This window comes from Pseudoalteromonas aquimarina, from assembly GCF_049257255.1.
Classification (GTDB): domain Bacteria; phylum Pseudomonadota; class Gammaproteobacteria; order Enterobacterales; family Alteromonadaceae; genus Pseudoalteromonas.
In genome coordinates, this window is the sequence record NZ_JBMMUG010000001.1 from 865,341 (window position 1) to 890,087 (window position 24,747).

A 24,747-nucleotide genomic window follows, 5' to 3' on the forward strand; every position below is an offset into this window, starting at 1 on the left:
ATAGAATAAAGCGGAAATTCAAAAGCCTAATAATACCAAATTGATCACCATAAAATAAGGGAAGCGATGTGCTTCCCTTATTTTAATTTTACTAAACGAAAAAATTAGCTTTATTCGTCTTTAAAAATTGCCACATAGGTTGGCTTACCCGCCATTTTAGATGCGCGATACATGCCTTTGGTGTTAAATGGCAGACTGATATTGCCTTTGTTATCGACAATAATTACACCCCCTGTACCCCCTATCGGCTTAAGTACATCATGAATAACTTCATCACCCGCTTGTTTAATGGTTTTGCCTTGATATTGCACACGAGCACAAATATCTGATGCCACACTGTAGCGAATAAAATATTCACCATGACCAGTAGCAGACACCGCACATGAGCGATTATCAGCAAACGTACCTGCACCAATCACTGGAGAATCACCAATACGACCAAAGCGTTTTGCTGTCATGCCGCCAGTAGATGTACCTGCGGCAAGGTTTCCGTGTTTATCTAAAGCCACAGCACCGACGGTGCCCATTTTATATTGCTCAGGCAGAGCGCGATGATTAGCTTGGTAGTTTTCAGTTTTGTTAAGCTTCTTTTTGGCTCGCTCTAACGCTTCAAAACGGTGTTCAGTATCAAAAATACTGTTATTAACGAGCTCCATGCCGTTTTTCTTAGCAAACTGCTCAGCGCCTTCACCGCTAAGCATCACATGCACTGACTGTTCCATCACCATACGCGCTAAATCAATTGGGTTTTTAATATGTTTTACCCCTGCGACCGCACCTGCTTGACGGTCGCGTCCATCCATAATTGAGGCATCAAGCTCGTGGTGGCCATCATAAGTATAAACAGCGCCAATACCTGCATTAAAAAATGGCGAATTTTCTAAGATATTAATTGCTGTGGTCACTGCTGTTAAGCTCTCACCACCGTTTTCAAGCACTTTATAACCAGCCTCTACCGCTTCTTGCAGTTTAGCGCGATATGCCGCTTCTTTTTCAGGTGTAAATTTACTTTTATCTATGGTGCCAGCGCCGCCATGAATGGCGATAGAAAATGGCTGCTCACTTACAGCAAACGCACTGGTAGATAAAAGCGCTGTAAATAGCGCCGTTGCGAGTGATTTATTCATTATTATTTTCCTTTTGTTACTGTTTAATTTGCAAGGCAAACGCGTCAATTTCAAGCATTTTCGATGAACCGCATAAACACAGTGTTTTTTTGTTCTAGATCAACGCAATTGCATCACAGCGGCGTAGATTAAGAATTAAAGAACAGGAGGCGTTATGAACAAAAACGCGATTTTAATTGAGCTTAAAGAAAAACAAATCGAACTGAGTAAACGCATCAATGCGATCAGTTCAGATTTTAAAAAAGGTCGTTCGCAGGATTTTGCTGAACAAGCCACTGAAAGTGAAAATGACCAAGTGCTCGATAGTATTCGTCACGAAGCAAATTTAGAACTTCAACAGGTCAATGCGGCCATCACTCGCTTAGAAAATGACAGCTACGGCATTTGTAGCCGCTGTGATAGCGCGATAGCAAGCGAGCGTTTAAAAGCATTACCGTATGTACAAACTTGTATTAACTGTGCCCAATAAGGAATAACAACCATGTTTATCGAAAAACACGACATGCACCATGAATTCCCTGAATTTAATGAAGAAATTCGCGAATTAAAAATGACTAATGCGCACTTTTCAAAATTATTTAAAGAATATCACGAGCTCGACCATGAAGTGATCCGCATTGAAGAAGGTGTTGAGAATACTTCAGATGAGTACCTTGAAAAACAAAAGCTACGTCGTTTACACCTAAAAGATGAGCTTTATTCAATGCTTAAATCGCATAAAGAAAATTAAATAATAGCTACAAAAAAAGCGCCAATTGGCGCTTTTTTTTATTTAACGTTTAACCGTTAAAATTAAGCATCTTGCTCTGCTTTAAGACGTGCAAGACGATTAACTTGAGGCATTGACGTTAAGAATGAGTAGATTGGTGGTAAGTAACCACGCTTACGAAGCTCTAAGAACTCTTCATCAGACATTTCATTTAGCTTCTTCTCGTCGATTAGATAGATACCATTGATATCACGCTTTTCGCCTTTGATTTCAAGCGTTAATGTTTGTGCAATTAGTAGCTCTTTATCTGCTAGGAATTTAGTGAACGCAGCTGTTACTTGAGAAAATTCAACAAATGCAATTAAACCTTCTTTACGACGCTTAAGGTAATCTGTCTCTTCACCTTTCTCATCGAAAAGTGCATTACCTTCTTCTTTGTTTACAAGGTCGCTTGACTCATTGATACCAACAAATAGTTGATCTTCGTTTTCTGGGTTTTTGCTAAGTACTAACGGGTAACGCGTAAGTGCGTGTGGAAGGTAAGCACCCTGCCATTTGCCATCTTTAACAAATAGGTTTTCGTTTGGCTCTAAACCAAGCATTGCAACTGGCTGGAATTCACCTGTTTCGTTGTTTTTAACAAACACAATTGGGTATTCATTAGCTACACGTGCAAATTCGTGCGCTACAACTGGTACTAAGTGTTGATCTTTAACTAGGTCTGTGTTGAAACCGTTTTTAATTTTAACATCTTTGTGTTCAACATTATGAAGAGGCTTTACTACGTCCGTCATCTTACTGCTCCAATGGGATTCTAATTATTTATAATAGTGCTGCTAGGCTAGCGGTTTTAATTGTAAAAAGAAAGTAAAAACCTCGTTTCTTTTTAATGTATGTAAACGTCTATTCTTTACCTAACATTTCATTACAAAATGATATAAGGACGAACAATTATTTTTCAAGGGAACGGGTGACAAAAAGCGACAATTTGTGTCTAATTGATAACAATAAAACAGCGCTGTCATTTATTAAGTAGTGTCAAAATGCAAACAAAGCCGATTCAATCAATTATTATTTTAGGTGGTGGTACAGCCGGTTGGCTGGCTGCAAATCATCTCGCAATTAATCTAAAACCAAAAGAACAACAAGGTGTTAAGATTACCGTGATTGAATCTCCCGACAACCCAACCATTGGCGTAGGCGAAGGTACTGTGCCTTTGATGCGAAATACACTAAAAGAATTTGGTATCAGTGAAGAACAATTTATTAAAGAGTGCGATGTTTCCTTTAAACAAGGCATTCAATTTGATAACTGGATGAAGCCTGTAGATGGCAAAATACACTCGTACTATCACCCTTTTGACTACCCTATTTTAGATAATGACAGTGTTGCTGCTTGGTTACAAAACCCTGAAATACCATTTTCTCATGCGATGAGTCGCCAAGCACTGTTGTGTGATAATCATAAATCTCCTAAGGCTATTACCGACCCAGAGTTTGCTGGGCAAGCAGCTTATGGTTACCACTTAGATGCCTATAAATTTTCTGATTTACTTAAACACCATGCGATTGAGAATCTCGGCGTGGAACATCTTGTGTCACATATTGAAGATGTAACACTTACCAATAACGGCGAAATTAACAGCCTAATTAGTTTGCAAGGTGACGTATTTAACGCTGATTTTTACCTTGATTGTTCAGGCTTTTGCAGCAGACTATTAGGGCAAGCATTAAATATTCCGTTTATTGAAAAAAGTGATGTGCTGTTTGTCGATAAAGCACTTGCTATTCAAGTCCCATATGACAGCGAACAACCTAAACTACCCTCTTCGACTATTGCAACGGCATGTGATGCAGGTTGGATATGGGATATAGCGCTTCCAACCAGGCGCGGTATTGGTCATGTATTTTCATCAAAGCATTGCACTTTAGATGAAGCAAAAGCCACGCTTGCCAACTATTTAAACACATCAGTAGATGAAATAAATCCACGCTTAATCGATATGAAAATTGGTCATCGTGAAAAATTTTGGCATAAAAACTGTGTTGCCATTGGACTATCTCAAGGGTTTGTTGAGCCACTTGAAGCCACTGGCTTGCTCGCTTTTGATGCTACCGCTAAATTACTTGCTAAATCGTTCCCTACCAATACAGCACAATTAGCCCAAGCTGAAAAACGCTATAACAACTATGTGAGTGGTTTATGGCAAGGGGTAATTAATTTTATCAAAATGCATTATGCCGTATCGGACAGAGACGATACCGCATTTTGGCGTGATAATCGTGATACAGCTAGTTGGCCTTTAGAATTACAAGAAAAGCTTGAGCATTGGCGCACACATATTCCAAGCTTATATGATTTTGAACGCGGTTTTGATGCGTTTCGCTTAGAAAATTATTTATACGTTTTATACGGGATGAATTACCCGACCAAGATTGGTGATACCGCTTATCGATATCAAGCACCAGACATTGCACAAAAACAGTTTGATTTAATTCAAAGGCAAGCAACTCAGGTTGCTGACTATTTAGAAGATAATTTAACGGTTATAAATAAAATCAAGCAATTTGGCTTAAGCAAGGTGTAAATACGGTATGGTAATTCCAAAGAAAATAGTAGTAGTTGGCGGTGGCTCTGCTGGGTGGATGGCAGCAAGTCTTTTACATCACAGCTGGGCAAGTAAAGGGGTTGAAATCACCCTGATTGAATCCGACATGATTGGCGTTGTTGGCGTTGGTGAAGGCTCTACTCCCTCGTTAAAATATTTTTTTGATAAGCTACAAATCGCCGAAAATGAATGGATGCCATTTTGTAATGCGACTTATAAGTGTGGCATAAGCTTTCCAAATTGGACTTCACACTTAGAAGAAAACGAATATTTTCATCCCTTTTACTCTGATCATGACTGGAAGACAGGCCAAGCGTTTATCCATAACTGTAACGTAAGACGCCAAGGGTTTGATATTCAAACCAGGCCAAATCACTATTGGCTACAAGCAAAATTAGCAAAGAATAAGCTCAGCCCTAAACTCAAACAACCACAAAATAAAGAGCTAGATTACGGCTATCATTTTGATTCGCAAAAGCTAGGCGAGTTTTTAAAAAATCGCGCTATCAAGCTAGGTATAAAGCAAATTATTGGTACCGTAGAGGTTGTTAATAATGATGACAAAGGCGTACACAGCCTAACATTAAACTGTGGTCAAACCATTAACGGCGATTTATTTATTGATGCTACTGGCTTTGCCAGTTTATTGCTGCAAAAAACGCTGAAAGTGCCTTTTATTTCATACCAAGATTATTTACTGAATGATAGTGCCATTGCCATTCCAACCGAAACGCAAACAGATAATGAGATTTCACCTCAAACGGTGTCTCGCGCTTTAAGTGCTGGTTGGGCATGGACAATTCCGCTTAGAAACCGAAACGGCAATGGTTATGTGTATAGCAGTAAATATATTACACCTGAAGATGCTGAAGCTGAGCTGCGCGCTTATTTAGGTATTAGTAAGCGCGATGATATTAAAGCACGTCATATAAAAATGCGTTTAGGGCGTGTTGCCAAACACTGGCATTTAAATGTACTTGGCGTAGGGTTATCACAAGGGTTTATTGAACCGCTAGAAGCCACTGCATTAAGCTGTATTCAATACACTGTTGAACATTTTATTGAAACAGTTGATCAAGGTGGCAATGATGAAACGACCCAAGAGCAATTTAATCAACAGATCAATACTGTTTATGACGCTATTCGGGACTACATCAGTGCTCATTATCGATTAAACACCCGAGATGACAGCGCTTATTGGCGAGACAATCGAGGTGCTGCTTCTCCAGAAAAGTTATCAAAAATACTCATATCTTGGGATGATCCAGACAGCCAGTTCGAAAGTACATTACAAAAGCTAAATGCGGAAGTAATGTATTTTTCGCCAAGTTGGTATTGTTTGCTTGCAGGAAAAGGGCGATTTAACGAAACAACTCACACACTGCCCCAGTCAGTTAAAGTTGCTAATGTGGCTGATATTGATAATTACTGTGAGCAACAATCAACATATTTCAAACCGCACTCTCAGGCCCTTAACAGTGATTAACGTTTAATTGCTAATTTTTTAGTCAAGGGATCTGACGAATTTATTTTTAAAGGATTATTTTGTTCTCTATCAACACGCAATTTGTTGTGTCTGAATCATATATTTCAGGCACAGACCATAAAATTATAATAATTGATAATGCATTTAATGAATTAGATAAAATCATTAACTATGCTAACAACACCGCTTATTATCAGCCTCCAGGAAAAGACGGTACGCTCTACCCCGGCAGTCGCGACGAAATGCCGGAACCCTACTATCAAGCATTCTCTTCGCTTTTAGCGCGTGTTTTTACATCTACAGTGAAACACCAAGTTGCGCGCTGTTGGTTATCAAAGATTACTGTTAAGCCTGATCAACTTTCACCACTTCAAACCATGCCTCATTATGATTCATTGTTAAGTGAAGATATGGCAGCGGTGCACTATTTATCCGGCAGTGAGTTAGGTGGCACAAATTTTTATCGCTATCGTAAGTACGACAAGGTTATGCTTTCGAAAAGCGATGAGCCGATTATTGTAGATATGCTAAAGCAACATCAAGCGTCGAATGCTCAAGGTTATATTGATGAGTCAAATGATGTATTTGAAAAGATTCACAGTGTTGAGGCAAAGCCTAATCGTGTTGTTATCTACTCGGGTAATATTTTACATAGCCCTTCCGTTACAGCAAAAGTAGAGTTTGAGAAAAATAGCAACAATAGCCGCACGTCAATTAATTCATTTTTTAAACGTTTAAACAAAACTTGAGCTGAAGTGATGTGCTTCAGTTTATGCTCTTACTATTTTCTAAGCACAAAAAAAAGCCTCGCAATTGCGAGGCTTTTTATAAGTATTAACTTTTAGCTTAGAAGCGGAAAGCTACACCCACTTTATAGCGTGCTTCACCTTCAAAGCTCCACGCTGGGTAACCGTTACGAAGGTCAGCTTTAACTTCTGCATCACCTGTCGCAGTACCAATTTGGATGCTGTCTTCTTCAGTGATGTTAACAGCTTCAAATGTTAGGTCTAGGTAATCAGTTACTGAGTACTTAGCCGTTAGGTCAAGTGTACCGTAGTCTTGGTGCTCGCGGTTACCGTAGAAACCAGGTAATTCACGTACCATGTATTCTGAACGCCAGTTATACGCTAAACGTACGCTGTATGTTTCAGTCTCATAGTAACCTACAAGGTTAACTGTGTGATCTGAAGAATCAGAGAATAGTTCGATACGGTCTGGGAAGTTTTCCGCAGGTGCTTCTGAATCTACGTAAGTATAGTTAGCTTGGTAACCAAAACCATTGTCGAAGCCATCTTGAATTTGTAGCTCTAGACCTTGGATTTCACCACCAGAACCAGTGCCTTTAGTTGCAACAGTCCAGTTATCTTCACCTGTATTAGGGTCGATAATACCAACACTTTGGTTAAGCTTCTGGTCAACCTTAGTGAATGATGAAATATCTTTGATGAAGTAAGTAGCACTGATCATGCCGTCACCATCAAAGTAGTATTCAATACCAACATCAGCTTGTGTTGCTTTGAATGGCTCAAGACCGATATTACCAGTAGTGATAACTTCGTTACCTAAAGTACCATCGTTATAACCAGCAAGCGTTGATGCCGCAAACATATCTGTGTAGTTAGCACGTGACATTACTTGCGCTGCTGAGAAACGTAAGATTACGTCTTGAGTAAGGTCAAATGCAACGTTAACACTTGGTAATACTTCGCTGTAATCAGCAGTATCAGTTGTTAAGTTATTTGCATAGTTTCCGTTTGCATCAAGCGCATAGTAATCAGATGATGCATCAGTTGAAACATAACGAAGACCGAAGTTACCACGTACGCCTTCACCTGAGAAATCAGCCATAGCGTAAAGTGAAATATTTTCTTCGTTTACTGTACCGTAACCAGATTTGTATGCAATCGATGTGTTATCGAAGCTAGTAATAGCCGCGTAACCATCAGCAAGCATTTGGTCTAGGTTTGGTGCAGGTAATGTGTAACCTGCGCCAGAACTCATAGTGCCTGAATAGTAGTGTGACGCATCGTATGCTGGGATGCTATCAACTAAGTTCGCAGTATAAGTTTCTTGCTTAACGTCATGGTCTGCCCAACGGAAACCAGTTTTGATTGCAGTGATTGCACCAAACTCAACTGGGAATTTTAAGTCAAACTGCGCATACGTTTCTTCGTCTGAGTTAGGTTGCTTTTTAAGTGCCCAACCAGCAGAAGATAATTGACCTTGGAAGTCATCAGCAGTGAAGTTTTTATTAGCAACATCAATCTTAATAACTTCACCTGTTGCATCGTAAGTACCTGCGTAATCAGCTGGTGTACCTAGCCAGAAACCGTAGTTTGAAGTTAGATCTGTACCACCGTCAGATTGTGTATTACCTACACGACCTTCAAGTTCAAAGTTTTCACCAACATATTTAAAGTCGAAGTCAACAGTGTCTGATGTCATCGAACCTGCACGGCCCCATGTTTGTGCCCAACCAGGGTTAGCACCAGTACCTGTGCGACGGTAGAAAGTACATGTACCATCAGCGTTTACTGATTCACACGCAGCTTCTTTATCATCTGGGAAAATAGCAAATAATGACGTGTTTGCGTTATTTGCAGAAAGCTCAAGGCTCATGATGTTTAAGCCGAACTCTAGGTTGTCAGACGGACGGTATTGGAACGCAGCATTGATTGCTGTACGCTCACGCTCTTGTTGGAATGTTGTTGGAACAATGTCACCCCAACCAACAAGTGATTCGATACCGTTACGTTGGTAATTAGTTTCTGAGTAAGCAGCAGCAACTAATGCACCAAATGTTTCGTTGTCGTTTTTCCAGCTGTATAAACCAGAAACTTCAGGATCTGTCTCTTCAGAAATCGTACCGTAGTCAGCTTTAACGCTACCGAAGATAGTGTTTGCATCTAAATCTAACGGCTTACGTGTATTAACGATAACAGTACCACCGATACCACCTTCTACAACGTCTGCTTGAGACGATTTGTAAACTTCGATACCGCCAACCATTTCAGGTGGAAGAAGTGTGTAGTTAAAGCTACGGTCGATTGCTTGTTGGTCATACCAACCAGTTGAAGCAACTGAGTGACCGTTAAGAAGTGTACGTGTTAATTGTGCTGATGCACCACGGATTGATACTTGCTGACCTTGACCGAATGCACGGTTAACAGCGATACCAGAAATACGACCAAGTGCTTCACCTACATCGCTATCTGGAAATTTACCTACGTCTTCTGCTGATACTGCATCAACTACAGAATTAGAAAAACGTTTAGTGTTAAGAGAAGCTTCTAGAGAGCGACGAATACCACGTACCTCAATTACTTCTACATCTTCTTTTGCTTGAACTTCTGAATCAGCTGCAACAGCAACGCCTGAAAAACCAGCGCCCATTGCTAAACCGATGTTAACTGCTAATAAGCTTTTTTTGAAATTTTTAGCTAACACAGGATTCCCCTTGAATCATTTTGTTTTGGTTTAATTCACTTTCTGCCCAGTGAGGATGACAGCGTTGTCATCTACTAACAAACCTTACACGTAAAATTACAATATCGCTACAATTATTTTTGCATTTTTTAAACAATTCCCCCCTTTCAGATATAACAAAAGAGAACAATTTATTTACAAACGCAATAAAAAATAAACACAACCCCTTGTAATTAAAGGGCTAGCGATGGAAATACTATAACACAGGGTAAATAATATCTGTAAAGTGAAATATGTAAGAAAAGTTTATTATTAGAGAGGTCGGATCTGATAAGTGCGACTACAAAGTAGTAACAAAAAAAGTTCAGGCAATAATTTTTTATTGCCTGAATAAGCGCTTTGCTCAACTTAGTTGGTTAAACCTGGTTAGCTAATTGAGGGCCCCTATCACTGGGCAGAATGATAGAAGTGGAGCCCTCAAATCTTAATTCATTTAACTTAGGGGAAATAACAAATGACAGCGCTGTCATTTGTTAACAGAGATAATAAAGACACCGGTGTCATTTGTCTAGCGTTATTTTATTTTTTTATACAGATTTAACGTAATGAAGATTTTGAAACTATAAAAACGATGTGATCTGAGATTAAAAAAATATAAGTGAATCAAAAAGTGTTCAAACTTTTAGTTTTTGCTCTCACGAACAAACAAAGAAACTTCCTTGTAATAGGAAATTTAAGTTGAAGAAATGATGTTTTATTAAGAATCGCGATTCGCCTGCCCTATTTAAGCCGAAATACATCAGCAAACTTTATTTACAGAATGGCTCACAATATTTAAAGCAAAAAAATACCCAAACCTAGGTTTGGGTATTTCAGTTATACAAAACAGTTTTACTTTATGCTGTCCAATACACTTCAACAGGGACATCAGTTTGCTGTAAAATAGCGCGAAGCGGCATATCAGCAACTTCCCCACCTGCTTTTGCTTCTTTATAAACAGCCAGCTTTTCTTCACCGCTGATAAGTAACTTAATCACTTTCGATTGTAAAATTGCAGCACGTGTTAATGTCATGCGTTCTGTAATATCACCAGTTACTTCACTTTTAATAGCTTCAATTGCAGCTACCAAATCTGATGTTGTAAGCGCATTATCAAGACCTTCAGCGTGCGGGAATAATGATGCAGTGTGACCATCTGGTCCCATACCTAATATAGTTACATCAAAGCTCGGTTTAAGTTCCGCATACGCTTTTTGACACTCAGGCTGACCTAACTTTGCCGACTCAGCTTCATTTTTCATAGTAACTAAATTTGCAACAGCCGCTTTATCTTGTAATAACGTTGATTTGATAAATGCTTCATTGCTTTTATCATGATCCGCATCCACCCAGCGCTCATCTACCATGGCAATATCGATTTTATCCCATGCCATATCTAAACCGCTTAAATAACGATAAGCAGGCGCCGGTGATGAACCACCAGAAACCATCAGTACAGCGCGGCCATCTTGCTCAATACCGTTTGCTAAACATGCAGCTAAGTCTTCACCAAGTGCTTTATTGTAAGCATCTTTTGAATCAAAAAACTTTTCAATAATATTGGCTGACATTAATCCTTGCTCCCAGCGTTATACCAAGTGTGATTATTTTCCGCTAAAAGCTCATCGGCATCATCAGGGCCCCAAGTACCCGCACGGTAAAGTGCTGGCATACCTGCTGTTTTCCACTGATTGATAATTGGATCAATCCACGCCCATGCTTGGCGTACTTCATCACGGTGAATAAACAGTGACGCATTACCTGCAGCTGCATCTAACATTAAGCGCTTGTATGCATCTGAATGGAAACCATTTTCATAGTTTTTCGATAAATCTAAATCAAGCGTCACTGGTCGTAATTGCATTTCTAAGTTATCTAAGCGCTTAGACATTAACGTTAATTGAATGCTTTCTTCTGGCTGCAGGCGAATAACCAAACGATTCGGTTCAATGCCACCAACCGTTTCATCATACACATTGTGCGATACGTTTTTGTATTCAACGATAATTTCTGCACAACGCTTTTTCATACGTTTACCTGTTCTTAAATAGAAAGGTACACCTGCCCAACGCCAGTTATCAATGTGCGCGCGGATTGCAACAAACGTTTCTGTTTCGCTGTTTTCACCAAGTTCCTCTAAATAACCTGGTACTAATTTACCGTCTAATTGACCTGGCACATATTGGCCACGCACTGTATTTGCTTCAACGTCAGCATCTACAAGTGGGCGCAATGCTTCTAATACTTTTAACTTCTCAGTTCGAATGCTTTTAGCTGAAAGTTTATTCGGTGACTCCATTGCCACTAAGCATAATAATTGTAATAAGTGGTTTTGCACCATATCGCGAAGCGCACCAGCTTTATCATAAAAACCAGCACGGCTTTCTAAGCCAACCGTCTCAGAAATACTAATTTGGATATTATCAATGGTTTTCGCATCCCACATGTTTTCAAACATCACATTTGAAAAACGCAGTGCCATTAAGTTTTGTACCGTTTCTTTACCTAAATAGTGGTCAATACGGTAGATTTGGCTTTCTTTGAAATATTCTGCAATCTTTGCGTTAATTTCTTCTGCAGAGGCACCGCAGTAACCAATTGGCTTTTCAACAACAACACGTGTTGATTCAGTAATCAATTGGTTATCTGAAAGTAGCTCACTACAGCGGCCATAAACAGCAGGTGGTAATGAATAATAAAAAACGCGAGCTTTGTCTTCTGCGTCCGTTTCTAAAAACTCTTTTAATACAAGCCAATTATCATCTTGCTCGGTAACGTTAACCACAATTGGTTTTAAAAAGGTTGCAAATGCCTTCCAGTCTTTGCTGTTGTATTCACCTTTGCCAAGAAATGATTTTAGGCTTTCTTGCACTTTATCAATAAATTCTTGTTCGTTTGCTAATGCCCTAACCGTTGGCACAATTCGTGTCCCTTCCGGTAAATTTCCTTCTTGATAAGCACGGTACATCGCAGGTAGCAGTTTTCTAAGTGATAAATCACCGCCGCCACCAAAAATAACTATATCGAATGGGTTTAGCATATTTGTTCTCTTGGTTTTAATAACTTGTTGTTAAGTACAATATAGAAGTTGTTTTAGTTCGCTATGTTAGCACTAATTGCGCTTTGGGTAAGCAATTTATACATGCTAATTTATAATGAATTCGTATGTAACTGATTAACGATTGAAATGTAATCTGAAAAAGAGTTTTCAGGAGTAACGATGCTCTCACCCACCGTTACCCCTGAATACTCAGCGCTACTCAGTTCACTTAGTTAAACGGATATGAGCATTGGAAACGTCAACTCTCTCACCAATTGACGTCCCAATCGACTCAGCGCTACCCGTTCAAAGGTATTTGTTTACTTTGAAAATCTAAAAGAGTGCTCTTCAAAGTGTATTGTGTGCAAATTTGTGCTGTTTTGTGACTCAACAGCAGTTGGTAGAAAGGAGCTTTGGGAACATCAACTCTCTCACCAATTGAAGTCCCAAATAACTCAACGCTACCCGTTCAAAGGTATTCTTTTAAAAGCGACCTATCGCTTTTCTTATTCTGTTGCCGAATGTGCATTCTCACATTCAGCTTAAACGGATAAGAGTTTTGGAAGCGGCAACTCTCTCACCAATTGACGCTCCCATTAACTCAGCGCTACCCGTTCAAAGGTATTTTGATCTACTGCTGCTAGCAGAAAAGCCGCGCAGTTTATCTTAATATCAGGCTATAAACCCTGACATTTATCCTATTTTTGACGCTTATTTTTATATAAAGCAATTAGACCCGCGGTTGAACTATCGTGCTCAAAGCGCTCGTCTGTCTCTAATTCTTTTTGAATCGCGTTTGCAAGACCTTTACCAAGCTCAACACCCCATTGATCAAATGAGCAGATCTCTAAAATAATGCCTTGGCAGAAAATTTTGTGTTCGTAAAGCGCAATTAATCGACCTAAATGTTTCGCATCAATTTTATCCAGTAAAATTGACGTCGTTGGGCGATTGCCTTTATGAACTTTATGTTCAACCAATGCATCTATTTGCGCTTGAGATAATCCTTTGTCTGTCAAGTCAGCAATAATTTGCTCTTTTGTAACGCCCGTCATCATGGCTTCTGTTTGCGCAAAAAAGTTTGCCATTAGAATTTCATGATGATTATTAACGTCTGTCACAGGTGTGATTGAACCAATAAAATCTGCTGGCACAATCGTAGTACCTTGGTGAAGATACTGATAAAACGCATGCTGACCATTAATTCCTGTCATACCCCAAATCAGTGGCACGCTAGTATAATCAATCGCTTTGCCATCAAATGTCACTGACTTACCATTACTTTCCATTTCCGCTTGCTGTAAATATGCCGGTAACATATGCATGCTTTGGTCATATGGTAAAATAGCTTGCGCTCGTGCATCTAAAAAGCTGGTATTCCACACGCTTAAAAGCGCCATTAATACTGGAATATTGTCTTCAAATTTTGCGTTTAAAAAGTGCTCGTCTACTTCAAAGGCACCTTCAAGTAGTTCAACAAAAATATCAAAACCGAGGTAAAGCGCGATTGGTAAACCAATTGCTGACCACATCGAGAAACGACCGCCAACCCAATCCCACATGGTAAATACGTTGTCAGGATTAATACCAAATTCAGATGTTTTTTCTAAGTTGGTACTTACCGCAGCAAAATGTTTGGCTATGGCTGAGTCACAACCTGCTGCATTTTTTAACCACGCAACAGCTGTTTTTGCGTTTGCCATGGTTTCAGAGGTTGTAAATGTTTTACTCGAAATAACAAATAAGGTCGTTTCTGGGTTTACCTTAGCGAGCACGCTTGCGATTTGCATACCGTCAGCATTTGATGCGTAGTGCACATCTAGAGTGTTATCTGCATAAGCTGCTAACGCTTCAGTCGCCATTTGCGGACCTAAGTTAGAGCCGCCTACACCAATACTGACCACATCAGTGATGCGTTTTCCGGTATAGCCTAACCACTCACCATTACGCACTTTTTCAGTAAATGCTTTAATTTTTGCAAGTTCGCTATTCACCGCGTCAACAACGTTTCCACCATCCACATAAACAGCTTGGTTATTACGTTTGCGAAGTGCTGTATGTAACACCGCACGGTTTTCAGTGAAGTTAATTTTTTCACCTGAAAACATTTTGTCGCGCCACGAAGCCAAATCAACTTCATTTGCCAGTTCTAATAACGCTTTTTTAACATCTTGAGTAATGAGGTTTTTTGAGTAATCAAAGAAAACACCGTCAATGTGCGTTGAAAAACGTTCAAATCGCTCAGCATCATTAGCAAACAAATCAACTAAGTGTTGTTGTTTTAACTCACTTGCTAGACCTGCTAGTGTTTGCCAACTTGCTAAAGAAGAACGACCACTCATATTTTACCTTTACTCTATTTATACTTATGCATGTATTTGAACCTTGAATTTAGTCAAACACTTGCTAAAGTTACTACTTGTTAAATTTTGTACGTTAACAATAAGTAAAAATGACAACGCTGTCAATTGGCAATTTCAACTTTTTGACACCGGTATCAACCAGCTCGATTCTGTATAAAATATGAAACATAACTACAGACTTGAAAAAAAAACAGTTAGAATGGCAACTTGTGTGCTATTTCTCCTATGCGTTATGCAGGAACCATCAGCAAAAGAAATAATAACAATATGAAAGTCACCATAAACGATGTTGCTCGCCTCGCTGGCGTATCAATGAAAACTGTGTCTCGTGTTATGAATAACGAGCCATCGGTTAGAAAAAAAACCTCAGATAAGGTTATGGCTGCGGTAAAAGAACTCAACTACAAGCCGAATTTAGCAGCGCGTAGTTTAGCGGGAACCAAATCATTTGCCATTGGCTTAGTGTACAGCAACCCTAACGCTTATTATGTTATTGATATGCAAAATGGGATCTTATCGCGCTGCAAAGAAGAAGGCTATGAACTACTTATTCACCCTTGCAGTAGCACTGATGAAAACGTATTAGACGAAATACAAACCATGATTGAGCGTTCTCGCTTGTCAGGCTTGGTATTAACGCCTCCCCTATCGGAGCGTGAAGATGTCATTGAGTTACTTGATTCAATGAACATTAACTACGTACGTATTTTGTCAGGTCGTGAACCAACGGAACAAGAAGGTAAATCAAATGCCATCTTTGTAAATGACCACGATGCCGCCTACCAAATTACTGAACATCTTATTTCGCTGGGACATAAACACATTGCATTTATTACCGGTGAAGAAGAGCACAAATCAACACTTGAACGTTTAGCCGGATACAAGTCTGCTTTGAGCGATCATAATATTTCCCTTGATGAATCGCTGATTTTCCCAGGTAAATATTCATTCGAATCAGGTGTGGAAGGTGCAAAAGCTCTCATGGCTAAAAACAGTAAAGTGACTGCCATTTTTGCCTGTAACGATGAAATCGCAGCGGGTGCATTATTTGCATCGCGCTTAATGGACATAAAAATTCCAGAACAATTATCTATTACGGGTTTCGAGGATTCACCCTTCTCAAAACAGACATGGCCAAAGCTGACAACTGCACATCAGTCAAACCAAGATATCGCAACGCAGGCCGCTAAGCTTTTATTTGCCAATAGTCGCCCGACTAAAATCAAAGAAGAAAAGATGGCTGTTTGTTTTACACCTGAATTGGTTGTTCGTGATTCAACAGGGCACATTGCCTAACGTCATATTTGACTTATGCGTGATGGCTATAAAGGTCAATACGCTCTAATAAAAAAGCAGCGATATCGCTGCTTTTTTATTAGGTGATAAAGCCTTTTTAGATAAACGCAACGCCACCAGCAAGATTGGTCAGGTTGGTAAAGCCAAATTCATTCAGTAGTGCACAACAGGCTTTTGAGCGGCGACCACTTCTGCACACCAAAACATAACGCTTTGATTGCGCTAATCGCCCTTCTATCATTTCATTAAATAAGCGATGACTTGGGATATTACTTATCATATCACTTGGAATATTTAAGAAGTCCCCTAATTCACCTTCTTGATGTTCGTAATTCTCACGAATATCCACAATACCATCAACTTGCTCGGCAACCAGCGCTTGTTTAAGTGATGCACTGTTAATTTCAGTAATGCTCTCGCAAGGCAAAAAATGTAATGGCATTTCAACACGGTGGTTATTACTATGTTTGTAAAGCACGCCTTGATTAATTTCAACATCAAAATCAGGCAAGTGCGCGTCATTTGTTAAGTCATATTGTTTCGCATTAGCAAAAATAGCAGCAACGTCAGTATCAACATTAATTAAACCCGTTACTCTTAACCCTTGATTTTTAATTAATCGCTCAATCTTTCGCAGCTCGCTTGCTTTTGCGTTAATCAAAAGAGCATTTAGAGACTCATTAACAATTACATACATGATTTCGTTATTCAGTACATACTGATTTACACCAACAGCACACGGGGTTTCTTTGCTTCTCTCAAATAGCATACAGGCGTTTGCTAACTTGTCTTTTAACGAGCGAATACGCGCACACGCATTATTAATTTCTTGCTCTGTTGCCATTGGGCCAAACGATAAGCGTATGGCATTTTCACTTTGCCAAGGCGCTAAATTCATCGCATCTAATACAAAGCTACTCGCTGCGCCCGAACTACAAGCAGAACCGGCACTTACACGAATACTAGCAGCATCAAATAAGTTCATCACTTCACTGCCCGCAATATTTGCAACACTAAAATTAAGCGTCGTCGGTACAGAAACATCAAAGTCATTGTTAAACACAATTTCATCAAAAGTATATGAAAGCGCTTCGGCAAGGTCTGCACGGTAGCGTTTTAATGTTTCTAATGGTTTGAATACGTTGCTTGTATTATCCAGCATCAGTTCAAATAATTTTTTCAGTCCTGCAATGCCCGGTAAATTTTCGGTGCCAGAGCGCGCACCACTTTCTTGACCACCACCTGCAATAAACGGTGTTAATGGTGCATTTTCACTTAAGTATAAAAAGCCAATACCTTTTGGCGCATACAGTTTATGACCTGAAAACGGCGCGTAGTTAATGCTTGTTTTATCAAGATTCAGCGCTTGCTTACCAAGGCCTTGTACACAATCCACCATCCAAAACACATTTGGATTATTGTCACGGATCACTTTATCTAGCGCGGTTAAATCCTGCGTTGCACCTGTTTCATTGTTTACGATCATGGTGCAGATCATCAGCGCATTTTCGATGTGCTTAGCTATAAAGTCATGATCTAAAATACCTTTGCTATCCACAGGGATTGCAATTACCTCAGCATTGATTTCGAGTATTGCATTCCAATGTTTTAAAGTGTTGGGTACCGCTTTGTGTTCTGTTGCACCGTAAAGTAAAACTGGCTTTTCAATATTATGAGATTTAGCAGCAATTAATGCCGATACAACCGACGTTTGAATGCCTTCTGTAGCGCCAGATGTAAACAACAATCGGCCTTTTTCTGTGCCGATAAGTTTTTTACCTAAGTTACGCGTGTCTTCCATTAAACGCTTAGCTTTTAAGCCAGTAATGTGTGACGATGATGGGTTACCAAATTCAACTTCCATACAATGCATTACTTTTTTAGCAATCTCACTGTAAACCGGTGTAGTTGCGTTGGCGTCTAAATAAATTAACGACTGACTCATACTTACTGCTTTATTACTTAATGGAATATCTTATAACATTATTTCAAACATCCTCTTTAAAGGCTAATAATATTTCGTTTTGATATGGCCACTTTTTATAAAGCTTTTAGTAAAAACAAAAAAGGCCACTTTCACAGTGGCCTTTTTGGGAATAAATATAACGACTAGCTCAGCACAGTAGTCAGAATAACCATTAATAATAACAGTGCCAAAATCAAACACACTGGCGATAAAAACCGGATAAGTGTTAATGCAAATGGGTGTTTAATATTGGGGTATAAATTACTACGCTTGAGCGAAAGTGCATACGCAAATGCCCCTAGCGAAATAAGCGTTGAAACAATGCTTATTTCCGTTTTGATTGATATTGAGTCTGAGAAAATTAAGAAGATCTGTAGTGGCAACATAAAACATACCAATGCATGTAAAAAATGTACCATCTGGATCAGTTTTAGCTGCCCTTCTGCACTTAGTTCTTTGATGCCAAATTTATGCTCAAAGTGCTTAATCACCTCAGGTAATTCTAGCTCAACCGCTAAGCGATACGGCGTAAGACCGTCAGCGTCTTTTTGCTGATAGTTAACACCACCGTTGAGTGCTTTGCTGATAATATCTAAGCTGCGTGCACGTACGGCAAAATGCAGTAAGTTATTACCTTTTAAATCGCATTCGCCTGCGCGCTCTTTGGTAAGCAGTGCATCAAACACATTGGCGAATCCTTGCTTTGCTGACCAAATTAGCGCTGTTAAGCCATCTTCGTCTGTGATCTGGCCTTTTGCACCTTGCTCAATAAAGCGCATACATAAGCTTTGTTTCGCATCTTCTTGCGAAATATGAGACAGCAACGCACGCTCTAATAAACGGTTATCTACTTCGCCATCTGAAAGTGCAAGAAGCAAGTCAAAAAAATCTTCGCCTTGCCTTAATCTGTCGGCAATTTCTTCAGCTAATAGGTTTGTATCATCGCTCAAGTTACTTTTAATAAAAGGAAGTGCAACTTCACGAAAATCGTCATCGGCCCAAATCGCTAAAACATCGTCTTGGCTAAGCGGCATGCCCAGCTTCAAAAATTGCTGAAACAGTTTAAACAATCTTAAATGCATGCACAGCGAAGTCAGTGTCAACTCGTTTTGCATTGCAACTTGTTGCCCTATTGATGCGTATTGATCAATACGTGACAAAAGCAATTCACTGGTTGCTTCTTTACTACCTAGTTGTTGCTGTAAATGCTGTAATGCCGATTCGATGTATTGCTGGGCAGTATCATCATATTCAAAAATATGCTGATAAAAACACTGCTCAAAAGGCTCTGCTGGTTTTTGCCATAACAGGTAGTACAAAGGGGGTAAAACACTTGTGCTGATGCCCTGCGCATCTTTGGTCACTTCACACTTTGGCCAAGCTTCAAGTGCGTCTAAAATAAACGCGCCATTTTGCTCCAATAAGCCTTTTAATAAAAGTGGATAAGCCTCAGGCCAAACTAATACTCGCTCAAGTGACAACGCCGTGCTCCATAAGAATTTAAATTACGCGAAACGCGCTAATAGTAACAACTATTTAATTGATGAAAAAGAACTTATTAAGTTCCATTTACTGGGTTAAAATTAAAGAAACCACCATAAAGGGGCAATTTAATGAGTATCTGGGCCACTATCTTAATAATTGCAATCGTGCTTGGAGTTGTATGGAGCAATATTGCGCTGTTAAAACATTCAGCAAAGATGGATATGAAGAACTTTAATCAAGACCCAATTGAAAAGGCTCGCCGTTCTTTAGAAGAAAAACAACGAGCCGAAAAAGATCAAGAAAATTAACCTACTAGCCAATGACCCATTAGGGCAATCACTGGTAATGTTACTAAAGTACGCAAGATAAAAATCATAAATAACTCAAAGATATTTACTGGAATTTTGCTACCAAGTAACAGTGCACCAACCTCTGACATATAAATAAGTTGAGTAACACTCATTGCTGCAACCACAAAGCGTGTCAGTTCACTATTGATATTTTGTGCCGCTAAGATTGACGGAATAAACATATCAGCAAAACCAACCACCACTGTTTGCGCCGCTTTTTCTGCTTCTGGAATTTGCATTAGTTCAAACAACGGAATAAATGGCGTACCTAACCATTGAAATACTGGCGTATATTCAGCGATTACTAAAGCGATTGTACCAATCGCCATCACCACAGGCAGTACTGCAAACACCATATCAACTGCATTTTTAACACCGTCAATCATGGTTTCTCTGATAGTTTGAGCATGACGCGCTTTATCAAGCGCAACATCAAGTGAATGTTTAAAAAGCGTTTTGCCCTCTGGCAATGCTTCTGGGTTACCCTTTACTTCTTCACCATCAATGTAGATATCTTTTTTGTATCTAAGTGGAGGTAAACGCGGCACAATCAATGCAGCAGCAATACCAGCCATACACACAGTTAAATAAAACGGCGCAAATAAGTGAGCCAGTTTCACTTGGCCAATAACCACTAAACAGAAAGTAATCGAAACTGCTGAAAACGTTGTACCGATGATTGCAGCTTCTCGCTGAGTGTAGTGTTTTTCTTCATACTGCTTTGCAGTCATTAAAATACCGACACTACCGTCGCCTAACCAAGATGCAACACAGTTAACCGCACTGCGTCCCGGTACACCAAACAGCGGGCGCATTACTTTAGTCAGCAAAGTACCCACTAATTCAAGCAAACCAAAATTCAGTAATAATGGCAGTAACATTCCCGCAAGAATAAATACTGAAAATAAAATTGGCATTAATTCATGCAGTACTAGACCACCAACAGCATCTGAGTAGATTTCAACGGTTGTTTCGCCAACAGTAAAAGCACCCGCTTTCAAATAGGTCATCATCACAAAAATTGCACCTAGTGTGCGCGCTACTAACCAAATCGGGCTAACAATGAGTAAATGGCGAATAAAGCTGCCTTCTTTTAAGAACTTAGGCTTGAGTGCTGTAGCCAGCATCGACACCACCGCCATCAACACAATCACCGATGTCACAATTAATGTGATGTGATCAGCCAATAAGCCTTTTAAAAGCTTCGCTAAAATTGCAATTGGAATAGTAAATTCACCGCCATGACTAATTGGTGTCATAAATAAAAACACGCCAATTAATGAGGGAATAAGAAAAATCATTATGGTCGCAAAATTACTGCGTGGTGCAGTGGCGTTATTAGCTTCCAAACTCATACTTGTTACCTTTAAAGTGATAGCGGTAATCGATTTGCATAACTGTGCCAACAATATGCATAACCATTTACTTAATTTCTATTATATTCGCTATTTTTAACTACCGATTAAAAGCAAAAAAGAGCCAATGGCTCTTTTTTACTCAACCTTCAAAAATATTTATTGAACGTCAACACCACGCTCTTTCAGCATTGCAAGAATCACCTGCAAGCTATCGCTTAACGTACCTGGCTCAAGCGTTTCGCCTTCTGAATCAAGCCAAGTGATTGATGTACCACCTGTTTTAGTCTCTGAAACGACTAGCTGATATTGTCCAGCTTCAAGTGGTAATTTACGAACATCATCACCCCAAATTGAATCCCAAACACTTTCATCTGGTGACTCATACGTTGCGAAAATAACATTGCGTGATTGTTCAATCTCATCAATGTTGAAGCCAACTCGCTCAAGGAAGCCTGGGAAGCGTTCAAAAATATCACGTGTTTTTTGCTCAGTTACAAATGCCGCGTTACCTTTATCATCAAAGCCCATTTGCAAAGAAACTATGCCGCGTGCTTTGTTAAGCTCTACCATCAATTGACGGTAGTTAAAGTCAAACTGTTCAATAAACGCATTCAATGCTGCAACTTCTAAACGCTGTTGCAATACGCCAGTTAAGTCATCATATTTTGATGCAAAATCAGCAAGTTCTACTTTTACCGATGCGGTACGTTTATGTTCTTCAGACTCAACAATAAACTTGAATTTTTGGCGAGATAATTCGCGCTCTTCTTGCCACCACCAAACATCAACTGGCTTCTCAATTGAATGCCAATTAGTGGTAATATAGTTTTCTGCTTTGTTTTCAGCTGTTACTTGGCGTTCAATAAACAAATCATCAATTGCTTGCCAAATAAAGCTTTCTAAATCTTGAATACCTTCGTTTTTATCAAAGAAAATTCGCGCTTCTTTATCGCCTTCATTAATCCATGAACCCTGTGCAAAAGTAAGTACTTGAGCAGGCGCTTTAACAAGATATTCAGCACTTTCTTCTGCTGATTGATACTGCGCAACTGTAAGATCATAAGCGGGATCTTGATATGGTTTAGATAGGTGACTAGGCACTTTAAGTTCATCATTAACACGGTAATTGCGTTTATGATGCGAATCATTGGTAAACACTGAACACGCTGTAATCGCCATTGAAATAGCGACCACCAATGAATTTCGGATCCAATACTGCACAAATTTCTCCTTGGTGTGCTTTTTCTTATTTTCATGCTTTGATGAAGCACACACTGTTTGGTTCATAATTTTTTTCTCAAAATTGCCGCCTATGTTACTTTTCCTCAAGGGTAAACACAAGGAAGCGCCGCGTTAACTTTAATTAAAAACGCACAATTCGCTATAATTTTCACCACATCATATATTTACAATGGTTGAACAGCGATATATTTGCTAAAATTCGCGGCCACGTTATTAACCCGTTGAGACTAAAAATGACGTTAAACACTGGAAATCAACTTGTTGTCACAGCCATTGGCGAAGATCGCCCTGGCATTGTAAGTCAACTAACCAAACTGGTTAGTGAGACCAATTGCAATATTATCGACAGCCGTATTGCAATTCTCGGCAATGAATTCACCTTTATCATGTTGCTTGAAGGCGATATGGCCGCCATTAGTCGTGTTGAATACAACATTCCAACGAAAAGTGTTGAGCTCGGTCTATTGACCATGATGAAACGAACTAGCCAACACCAAGAGAAAGAATATAAAGCAGGTTACAAACTTACTTACCACGGCCCAGATACACCAGGGACATTGAGTAAAGTAACGCAGTTAATGGCTGACTATCATGTAAATATTGCGGCTTTAAAATCAGACAGCCTAGAGCAAGATGGTGAGTTAATAATGCGCTCTGAAATTGACATTAATTTCTCGCGTGAAGTGGATGAAGCTGAATTTAAACATCAGCTTGAGATCATTTTCTCAAAGTCTAACGTAGAACACATTTTAAAACGTATTCGATAGGAAATTGTAATATGAACACGCTTAAAGCTGGCGACAAAGCACCTCTTTTCAAATTAGCCGATCAAAATGGCGATATCGTAGAACTTGCTGAATTACTAAAAGAAAACAAAGTACTTGTTTATTTTTACCCAAAAGCGTCAACACCGGGCTGTACAGTACAAGCAGAGAATCTACGCGATCATAAAGAAGAACTTGCTGCTCTTAACACAGTAGCAGTTGGTATCAGCCCAGATCCAGTAAAGCGCCTAAAGAACTTTGAAACCAAAAAAGAGCTTAACTTCCCTCTTTTATCTGATGAAGACCATGCAATTGCAGATGCTTTCGGTGTGTGGGGCTTAAAGAAGTTTATGGGCAAAGAATATGACGGTATTCACCGTTTATCTTTCCTAGTAGGTCAAGATGGTACCATTGAGCATTTCTTTGATAAATTCAAAACCAAAGACCATCACCAAGTGGTAATTGATTATTTAAAAGAAAATGCTTAATTAAAAACAGTATTTCAAATTAAAAAAAAAGCGCCGATGGGCGCTTTTTTATTAGTAACGTTTTACGCGAATTATTTTTTCGGCGCTCGACGTTTATTACCTGTAGTAACACGTTGGTTGTGCTTTTTAACCGCTTTACGGATCTTATTAATTTTCGCGCGGCGGTCTTTACGCTTCTCTGGCATTACCGATAGTTTGGTTTCAGTTTCGCGGCGAAGACCCACAGTTTGACGTAAATAGTTTACATCTTTTAGGTTTAACTCTTCCCAACCACCTTGTGGTAAGCGTTTATTAAGTAATAAATTACCGTAACGAACACGAATAAGGCGTGATACTTCAACTTCTTGCGACTGCCATAAACGACGTACTTCGCGGTTTCGACCTTCTGTGAGCGTAACATTAAACCAGTTGTTTAAGCCGCTGCCACCTTGAGGCACAACCGACAGGAATTTTGCAAAACCATCATCAAGCTCAACACCATTTGTCACGTTTTTTAACGTTTGCGGTGTTACTTCACCAAATACACGTACTGCGTATTCACGCTCAACTTCATATCTTGGGTGCATTAAACGGTTAGCAAGCTCACCATCATTGGTAAATAACAACATACCTGAGGTATTGATATCCAAACGACCAATTGCAATCCAACGGTCATTTTCTAGCGGTGGTAAACGGTCAAATACTGTGCGACGACCTTCTGGGTCTTTGCGTGTACACAGTTCGCCTTCAGGCTTATGGTACATTAATACACGACAAACGCGCTCGTTTGACGCTTCAATCTTAACAGTGTGCCCGTCTAAACGGATTAGTTGGTTTGGTTCAACTCGGTCACCTAAACGGGCAACCTTACCATCTACACTAACACGGCCCGATTCAATAAAGGTTTCACATTCACGACGTGACCCTTTGCCTGCACGTGCTAATACTTTTTGTAACTTTTCGCTCATTATTTTCTCATGTAACTTCGCAGTTAGGAATTGTAGGGTATTCTAGCACACT

20 protein-coding genes are annotated in these 24,747 nt (G+C 39.5%); 9 read left to right on the top strand and 11 right to left on the bottom strand.

Annotated features, from left to right (window positions below):
* Positions 1–110 precede the first annotated feature (110 nt).
* Positions 111–1,127: an isoaspartyl peptidase/L-asparaginase family protein gene (locus AAEU29_RS03940; protein ID WP_421972158.1), complete on the bottom strand. Its 1,017-nt coding sequence runs from the start codon at positions 1,125–1,127 to the stop codon at positions 111–113.
* Between the two features lie 154 nt (positions 1,128–1,281).
* On the opposite strand from AAEU29_RS03940, the gene AAEU29_RS03945 reads away from it, so the two are divergent.
* Positions 1,282–1,596 carry a TraR/DksA family transcriptional regulator gene (locus AAEU29_RS03945; RefSeq protein WP_421972159.1) on the top strand — a complete coding sequence of 105 codons (315 nt, stop codon included), beginning with the start codon at positions 1,282–1,284 and terminating at the stop codon, positions 1,594–1,596.
* A 12-nt stretch (positions 1,597–1,608) separates the two neighbouring features.
* Positions 1,609–1,857 (top strand): HP1242/YdcH family protein, encoded by a 249-nt coding sequence (locus tag AAEU29_RS03950; protein ID WP_421972160.1) that lies wholly within the window; start codon positions 1,609–1,611, stop codon positions 1,855–1,857.
* A gap of 62 nt (positions 1,858–1,919) precedes the next feature.
* Here the strand turns inward: AAEU29_RS03950 and AAEU29_RS03955 are convergent, their stop codons facing one another.
* Positions 1,920–2,630: a SapC family protein gene (locus AAEU29_RS03955; RefSeq protein ID WP_421972161.1), complete on the bottom strand. Its 711-nt coding sequence runs from the start codon at positions 2,628–2,630 to the stop codon at positions 1,920–1,922.
* A gap of 249 nt (positions 2,631–2,879) precedes the next feature.
* On the opposite strand from AAEU29_RS03955, the gene AAEU29_RS03960 reads away from it, so the two are divergent.
* The 3 genes from AAEU29_RS03960 to AAEU29_RS03970 all read left to right on the top strand — a co-directional run bounded on the left by AAEU29_RS03960 (position 2,880) and on the right by AAEU29_RS03970 (position 6,680).
* A complete protein-coding gene (locus AAEU29_RS03960; protein WP_421972162.1) occupies positions 2,880–4,424 on the top strand; it encodes a tryptophan halogenase family protein in 1,545 nt (514 codons plus the stop codon).
* Positions 4,425–4,431: 7 nt separating this feature from the next.
* The gene (locus AAEU29_RS03965) at positions 4,432–5,931 is read left to right on the top strand and encodes a tryptophan halogenase family protein (protein WP_421972163.1); all 1,500 of its coding nucleotides are present in this window, start codon (positions 4,432–4,434) and stop codon (positions 5,929–5,931) included.
* A gap of 86 nt (positions 5,932–6,017) precedes the next feature.
* Entirely contained in the window at positions 6,018–6,680 is a 663-nt protein-coding gene (locus AAEU29_RS03970) for a DUF6445 family protein (protein ID WP_421972164.1), read from the top strand.
* Between the two features lie 97 nt (positions 6,681–6,777).
* Here the strand turns inward: AAEU29_RS03970 and AAEU29_RS03975 are convergent, their stop codons facing one another.
* From AAEU29_RS03975 to pgi, 4 genes are all read right to left on the bottom strand, one after another.
* Positions 6,778–9,378, bottom strand: a complete 2,601-nt coding sequence (locus tag AAEU29_RS03975; protein WP_421972165.1) for a TonB-dependent receptor — start codon at positions 9,376–9,378, stop codon at positions 6,778–6,780.
* An 875-nt stretch (positions 9,379–10,253) separates the two neighbouring features.
* Entirely contained in the window at positions 10,254–10,967 is a 714-nt protein-coding gene (gene pgl / locus AAEU29_RS03980; protein WP_421972166.1) for a 6-phosphogluconolactonase, read from the bottom strand.
* On the bottom strand, positions 10,967–12,436 hold the full coding sequence (gene zwf / locus AAEU29_RS03985) for a glucose-6-phosphate dehydrogenase (RefSeq protein ID WP_421972167.1): 1,470 nt from the start codon (positions 12,434–12,436) through the stop codon (positions 10,967–10,969). Before zwf ends, pgl begins: the two co-directional genes overlap by 1 nt.
* A gap of 698 nt (positions 12,437–13,134) precedes the next feature.
* Positions 13,135–14,778: a glucose-6-phosphate isomerase gene (pgi, locus tag AAEU29_RS03990; protein WP_421972168.1), complete on the bottom strand. Its 1,644-nt coding sequence runs from the start codon at positions 14,776–14,778 to the stop codon at positions 13,135–13,137.
* Positions 14,779–15,066: 288 nt separating this feature from the next.
* On the opposite strand from pgi, the gene AAEU29_RS03995 reads away from it, so the two are divergent.
* The gene (locus tag AAEU29_RS03995; RefSeq protein WP_421972169.1) at positions 15,067–16,095 is read left to right on the top strand and encodes a LacI family DNA-binding transcriptional regulator; all 1,029 of its coding nucleotides are present in this window, start codon (positions 15,067–15,069) and stop codon (positions 16,093–16,095) included.
* A gap of 97 nt (positions 16,096–16,192) precedes the next feature.
* On the opposite strand, the gene AAEU29_RS04000 is transcribed toward AAEU29_RS03995, so the two are convergent.
* On the bottom strand, positions 16,193–18,040 hold the full coding sequence (locus AAEU29_RS04000) for an aminotransferase class V-fold PLP-dependent enzyme (RefSeq protein ID WP_421972170.1): 1,848 nt from the start codon (positions 18,038–18,040) through the stop codon (positions 16,193–16,195).
* 164 nt (positions 18,041–18,204) lie between these two features.
* Complete coding sequence (locus tag AAEU29_RS04005) at positions 18,205–19,542, bottom strand: ankyrin repeat domain-containing protein (RefSeq protein WP_421972171.1); 1,338 nt, start codon at positions 19,540–19,542, stop codon at positions 18,205–18,207.
* 132 nt (positions 19,543–19,674) lie between these two features.
* Between AAEU29_RS04005 and AAEU29_RS04010 the strand changes: the two genes are divergently transcribed.
* The gene (locus AAEU29_RS04010; RefSeq protein ID WP_274761534.1) at positions 19,675–19,854 is read left to right on the top strand and encodes a DUF2897 family protein; all 180 of its coding nucleotides are present in this window, start codon (positions 19,675–19,677) and stop codon (positions 19,852–19,854) included.
* Here AAEU29_RS04010 and AAEU29_RS04015 read toward each other — a convergent pair.
* Together AAEU29_RS04015 and bamC are read right to left on the bottom strand one after the other, a co-directional pair.
* A complete protein-coding gene (locus AAEU29_RS04015) occupies positions 19,851–21,251 on the bottom strand; it encodes a YjiH family protein (protein ID WP_421972172.1) in 1,401 nt (466 codons plus the stop codon). The genes AAEU29_RS04010 and AAEU29_RS04015 overlap by 4 nt on opposite strands.
* 159 nt (positions 21,252–21,410) lie before the next feature.
* A complete protein-coding gene (gene bamC, locus AAEU29_RS04020; RefSeq protein ID WP_421972173.1) occupies positions 21,411–22,475 on the bottom strand; it encodes an NlpB/DapX family lipoprotein in 1,065 nt (354 codons plus the stop codon).
* 254 nt (positions 22,476–22,729) lie between these two features.
* On the opposite strand from bamC, the gene AAEU29_RS04025 reads away from it, so the two are divergent.
* Complete coding sequence (locus AAEU29_RS04025) at positions 22,730–23,263, top strand: glycine cleavage system transcriptional repressor (protein ID WP_372770353.1); 534 nt, start codon at positions 22,730–22,732, stop codon at positions 23,261–23,263.
* 11 nt (positions 23,264–23,274) lie between these two features.
* Positions 23,275–23,748 carry a thioredoxin-dependent thiol peroxidase gene (gene bcp / locus AAEU29_RS04030; protein WP_421972174.1) on the top strand — a complete coding sequence of 158 codons (474 nt, stop codon included), beginning with the start codon at positions 23,275–23,277 and terminating at the stop codon, positions 23,746–23,748.
* Positions 23,749–23,819: 71 nt separating this feature from the next.
* Here bcp and rluB read toward each other — a convergent pair whose 3' ends face one another.
* Positions 23,820–24,695, bottom strand: a complete 876-nt coding sequence (gene rluB / locus AAEU29_RS04035; protein ID WP_421972175.1) for a 23S rRNA pseudouridine(2605) synthase RluB — start codon at positions 24,693–24,695, stop codon at positions 23,820–23,822.
* Positions 24,696–24,747 lie beyond the last annotated feature (52 nt).

What these genes read in the sequence shown, in the direction of transcription:
- AAEU29_RS03940 (WP_421972158.1), bottom strand. Translation starts at nt 1,127, where the DNA reads ATGAATAAATCACTCGCAACGGCGCTATTTACAGCGCTTTTATCTACC.
- AAEU29_RS03945 (WP_421972159.1), top strand. Translation starts at nt 1,282, where the DNA reads ATGAACAAAAACGCGATTTTAATTGAGCTTAAAGAAAAACAAATCGAA.
- AAEU29_RS03950 (WP_421972160.1), top strand. Translation starts at nt 1,609, where the DNA reads ATGTTTATCGAAAAACACGACATGCACCATGAATTCCCTGAATTTAAT.
- AAEU29_RS03955 (WP_421972161.1), bottom strand. Translation starts at nt 2,630, where the DNA reads ATGACGGACGTAGTAAAGCCTCTTCATAATGTTGAACACAAAGATGTT.
- AAEU29_RS03960 (WP_421972162.1), top strand. Translation starts at nt 2,880, where the DNA reads ATGCAAACAAAGCCGATTCAATCAATTATTATTTTAGGTGGTGGTACA.
- AAEU29_RS03965 (WP_421972163.1), top strand. Translation starts at nt 4,432, where the DNA reads ATGGTAATTCCAAAGAAAATAGTAGTAGTTGGCGGTGGCTCTGCTGGG.
- pgl (WP_421972166.1), bottom strand. Translation starts at nt 10,967, where the DNA reads ATGTCAGCCAATATTATTGAAAAGTTTTTTGATTCAAAAGATGCTTAC.
- zwf (WP_421972167.1), bottom strand. Translation starts at nt 12,436, where the DNA reads ATGCTAAACCCATTCGATATAGTTATTTTTGGTGGCGGCGGTGATTTA.
- pgi (WP_421972168.1), bottom strand. Translation starts at nt 14,778, where the DNA reads ATGAGTGGTCGTTCTTCTTTAGCAAGTTGGCAAACACTAGCAGGTCTA.
- AAEU29_RS03995 (WP_421972169.1), top strand. Translation starts at nt 15,067, where the DNA reads ATGAAAGTCACCATAAACGATGTTGCTCGCCTCGCTGGCGTATCAATG.
- AAEU29_RS04000 (WP_421972170.1), bottom strand. Translation starts at nt 18,040, where the DNA reads ATGAGTCAGTCGTTAATTTATTTAGACGCCAACGCAACTACACCGGTT.
- AAEU29_RS04010 (WP_274761534.1), top strand. Translation starts at nt 19,675, where the DNA reads ATGAGTATCTGGGCCACTATCTTAATAATTGCAATCGTGCTTGGAGTT.
- AAEU29_RS04015 (WP_421972172.1), bottom strand. Translation starts at nt 21,251, where the DNA reads ATGAGTTTGGAAGCTAATAACGCCACTGCACCACGCAGTAATTTTGCG.
- AAEU29_RS04025 (WP_372770353.1), top strand. Translation starts at nt 22,730, where the DNA reads ATGACGTTAAACACTGGAAATCAACTTGTTGTCACAGCCATTGGCGAA.
- bcp (WP_421972174.1), top strand. Translation starts at nt 23,275, where the DNA reads ATGAACACGCTTAAAGCTGGCGACAAAGCACCTCTTTTCAAATTAGCC.
- rluB (WP_421972175.1), bottom strand. Translation starts at nt 24,695, where the DNA reads ATGAGCGAAAAGTTACAAAAAGTATTAGCACGTGCAGGCAAAGGGTCA.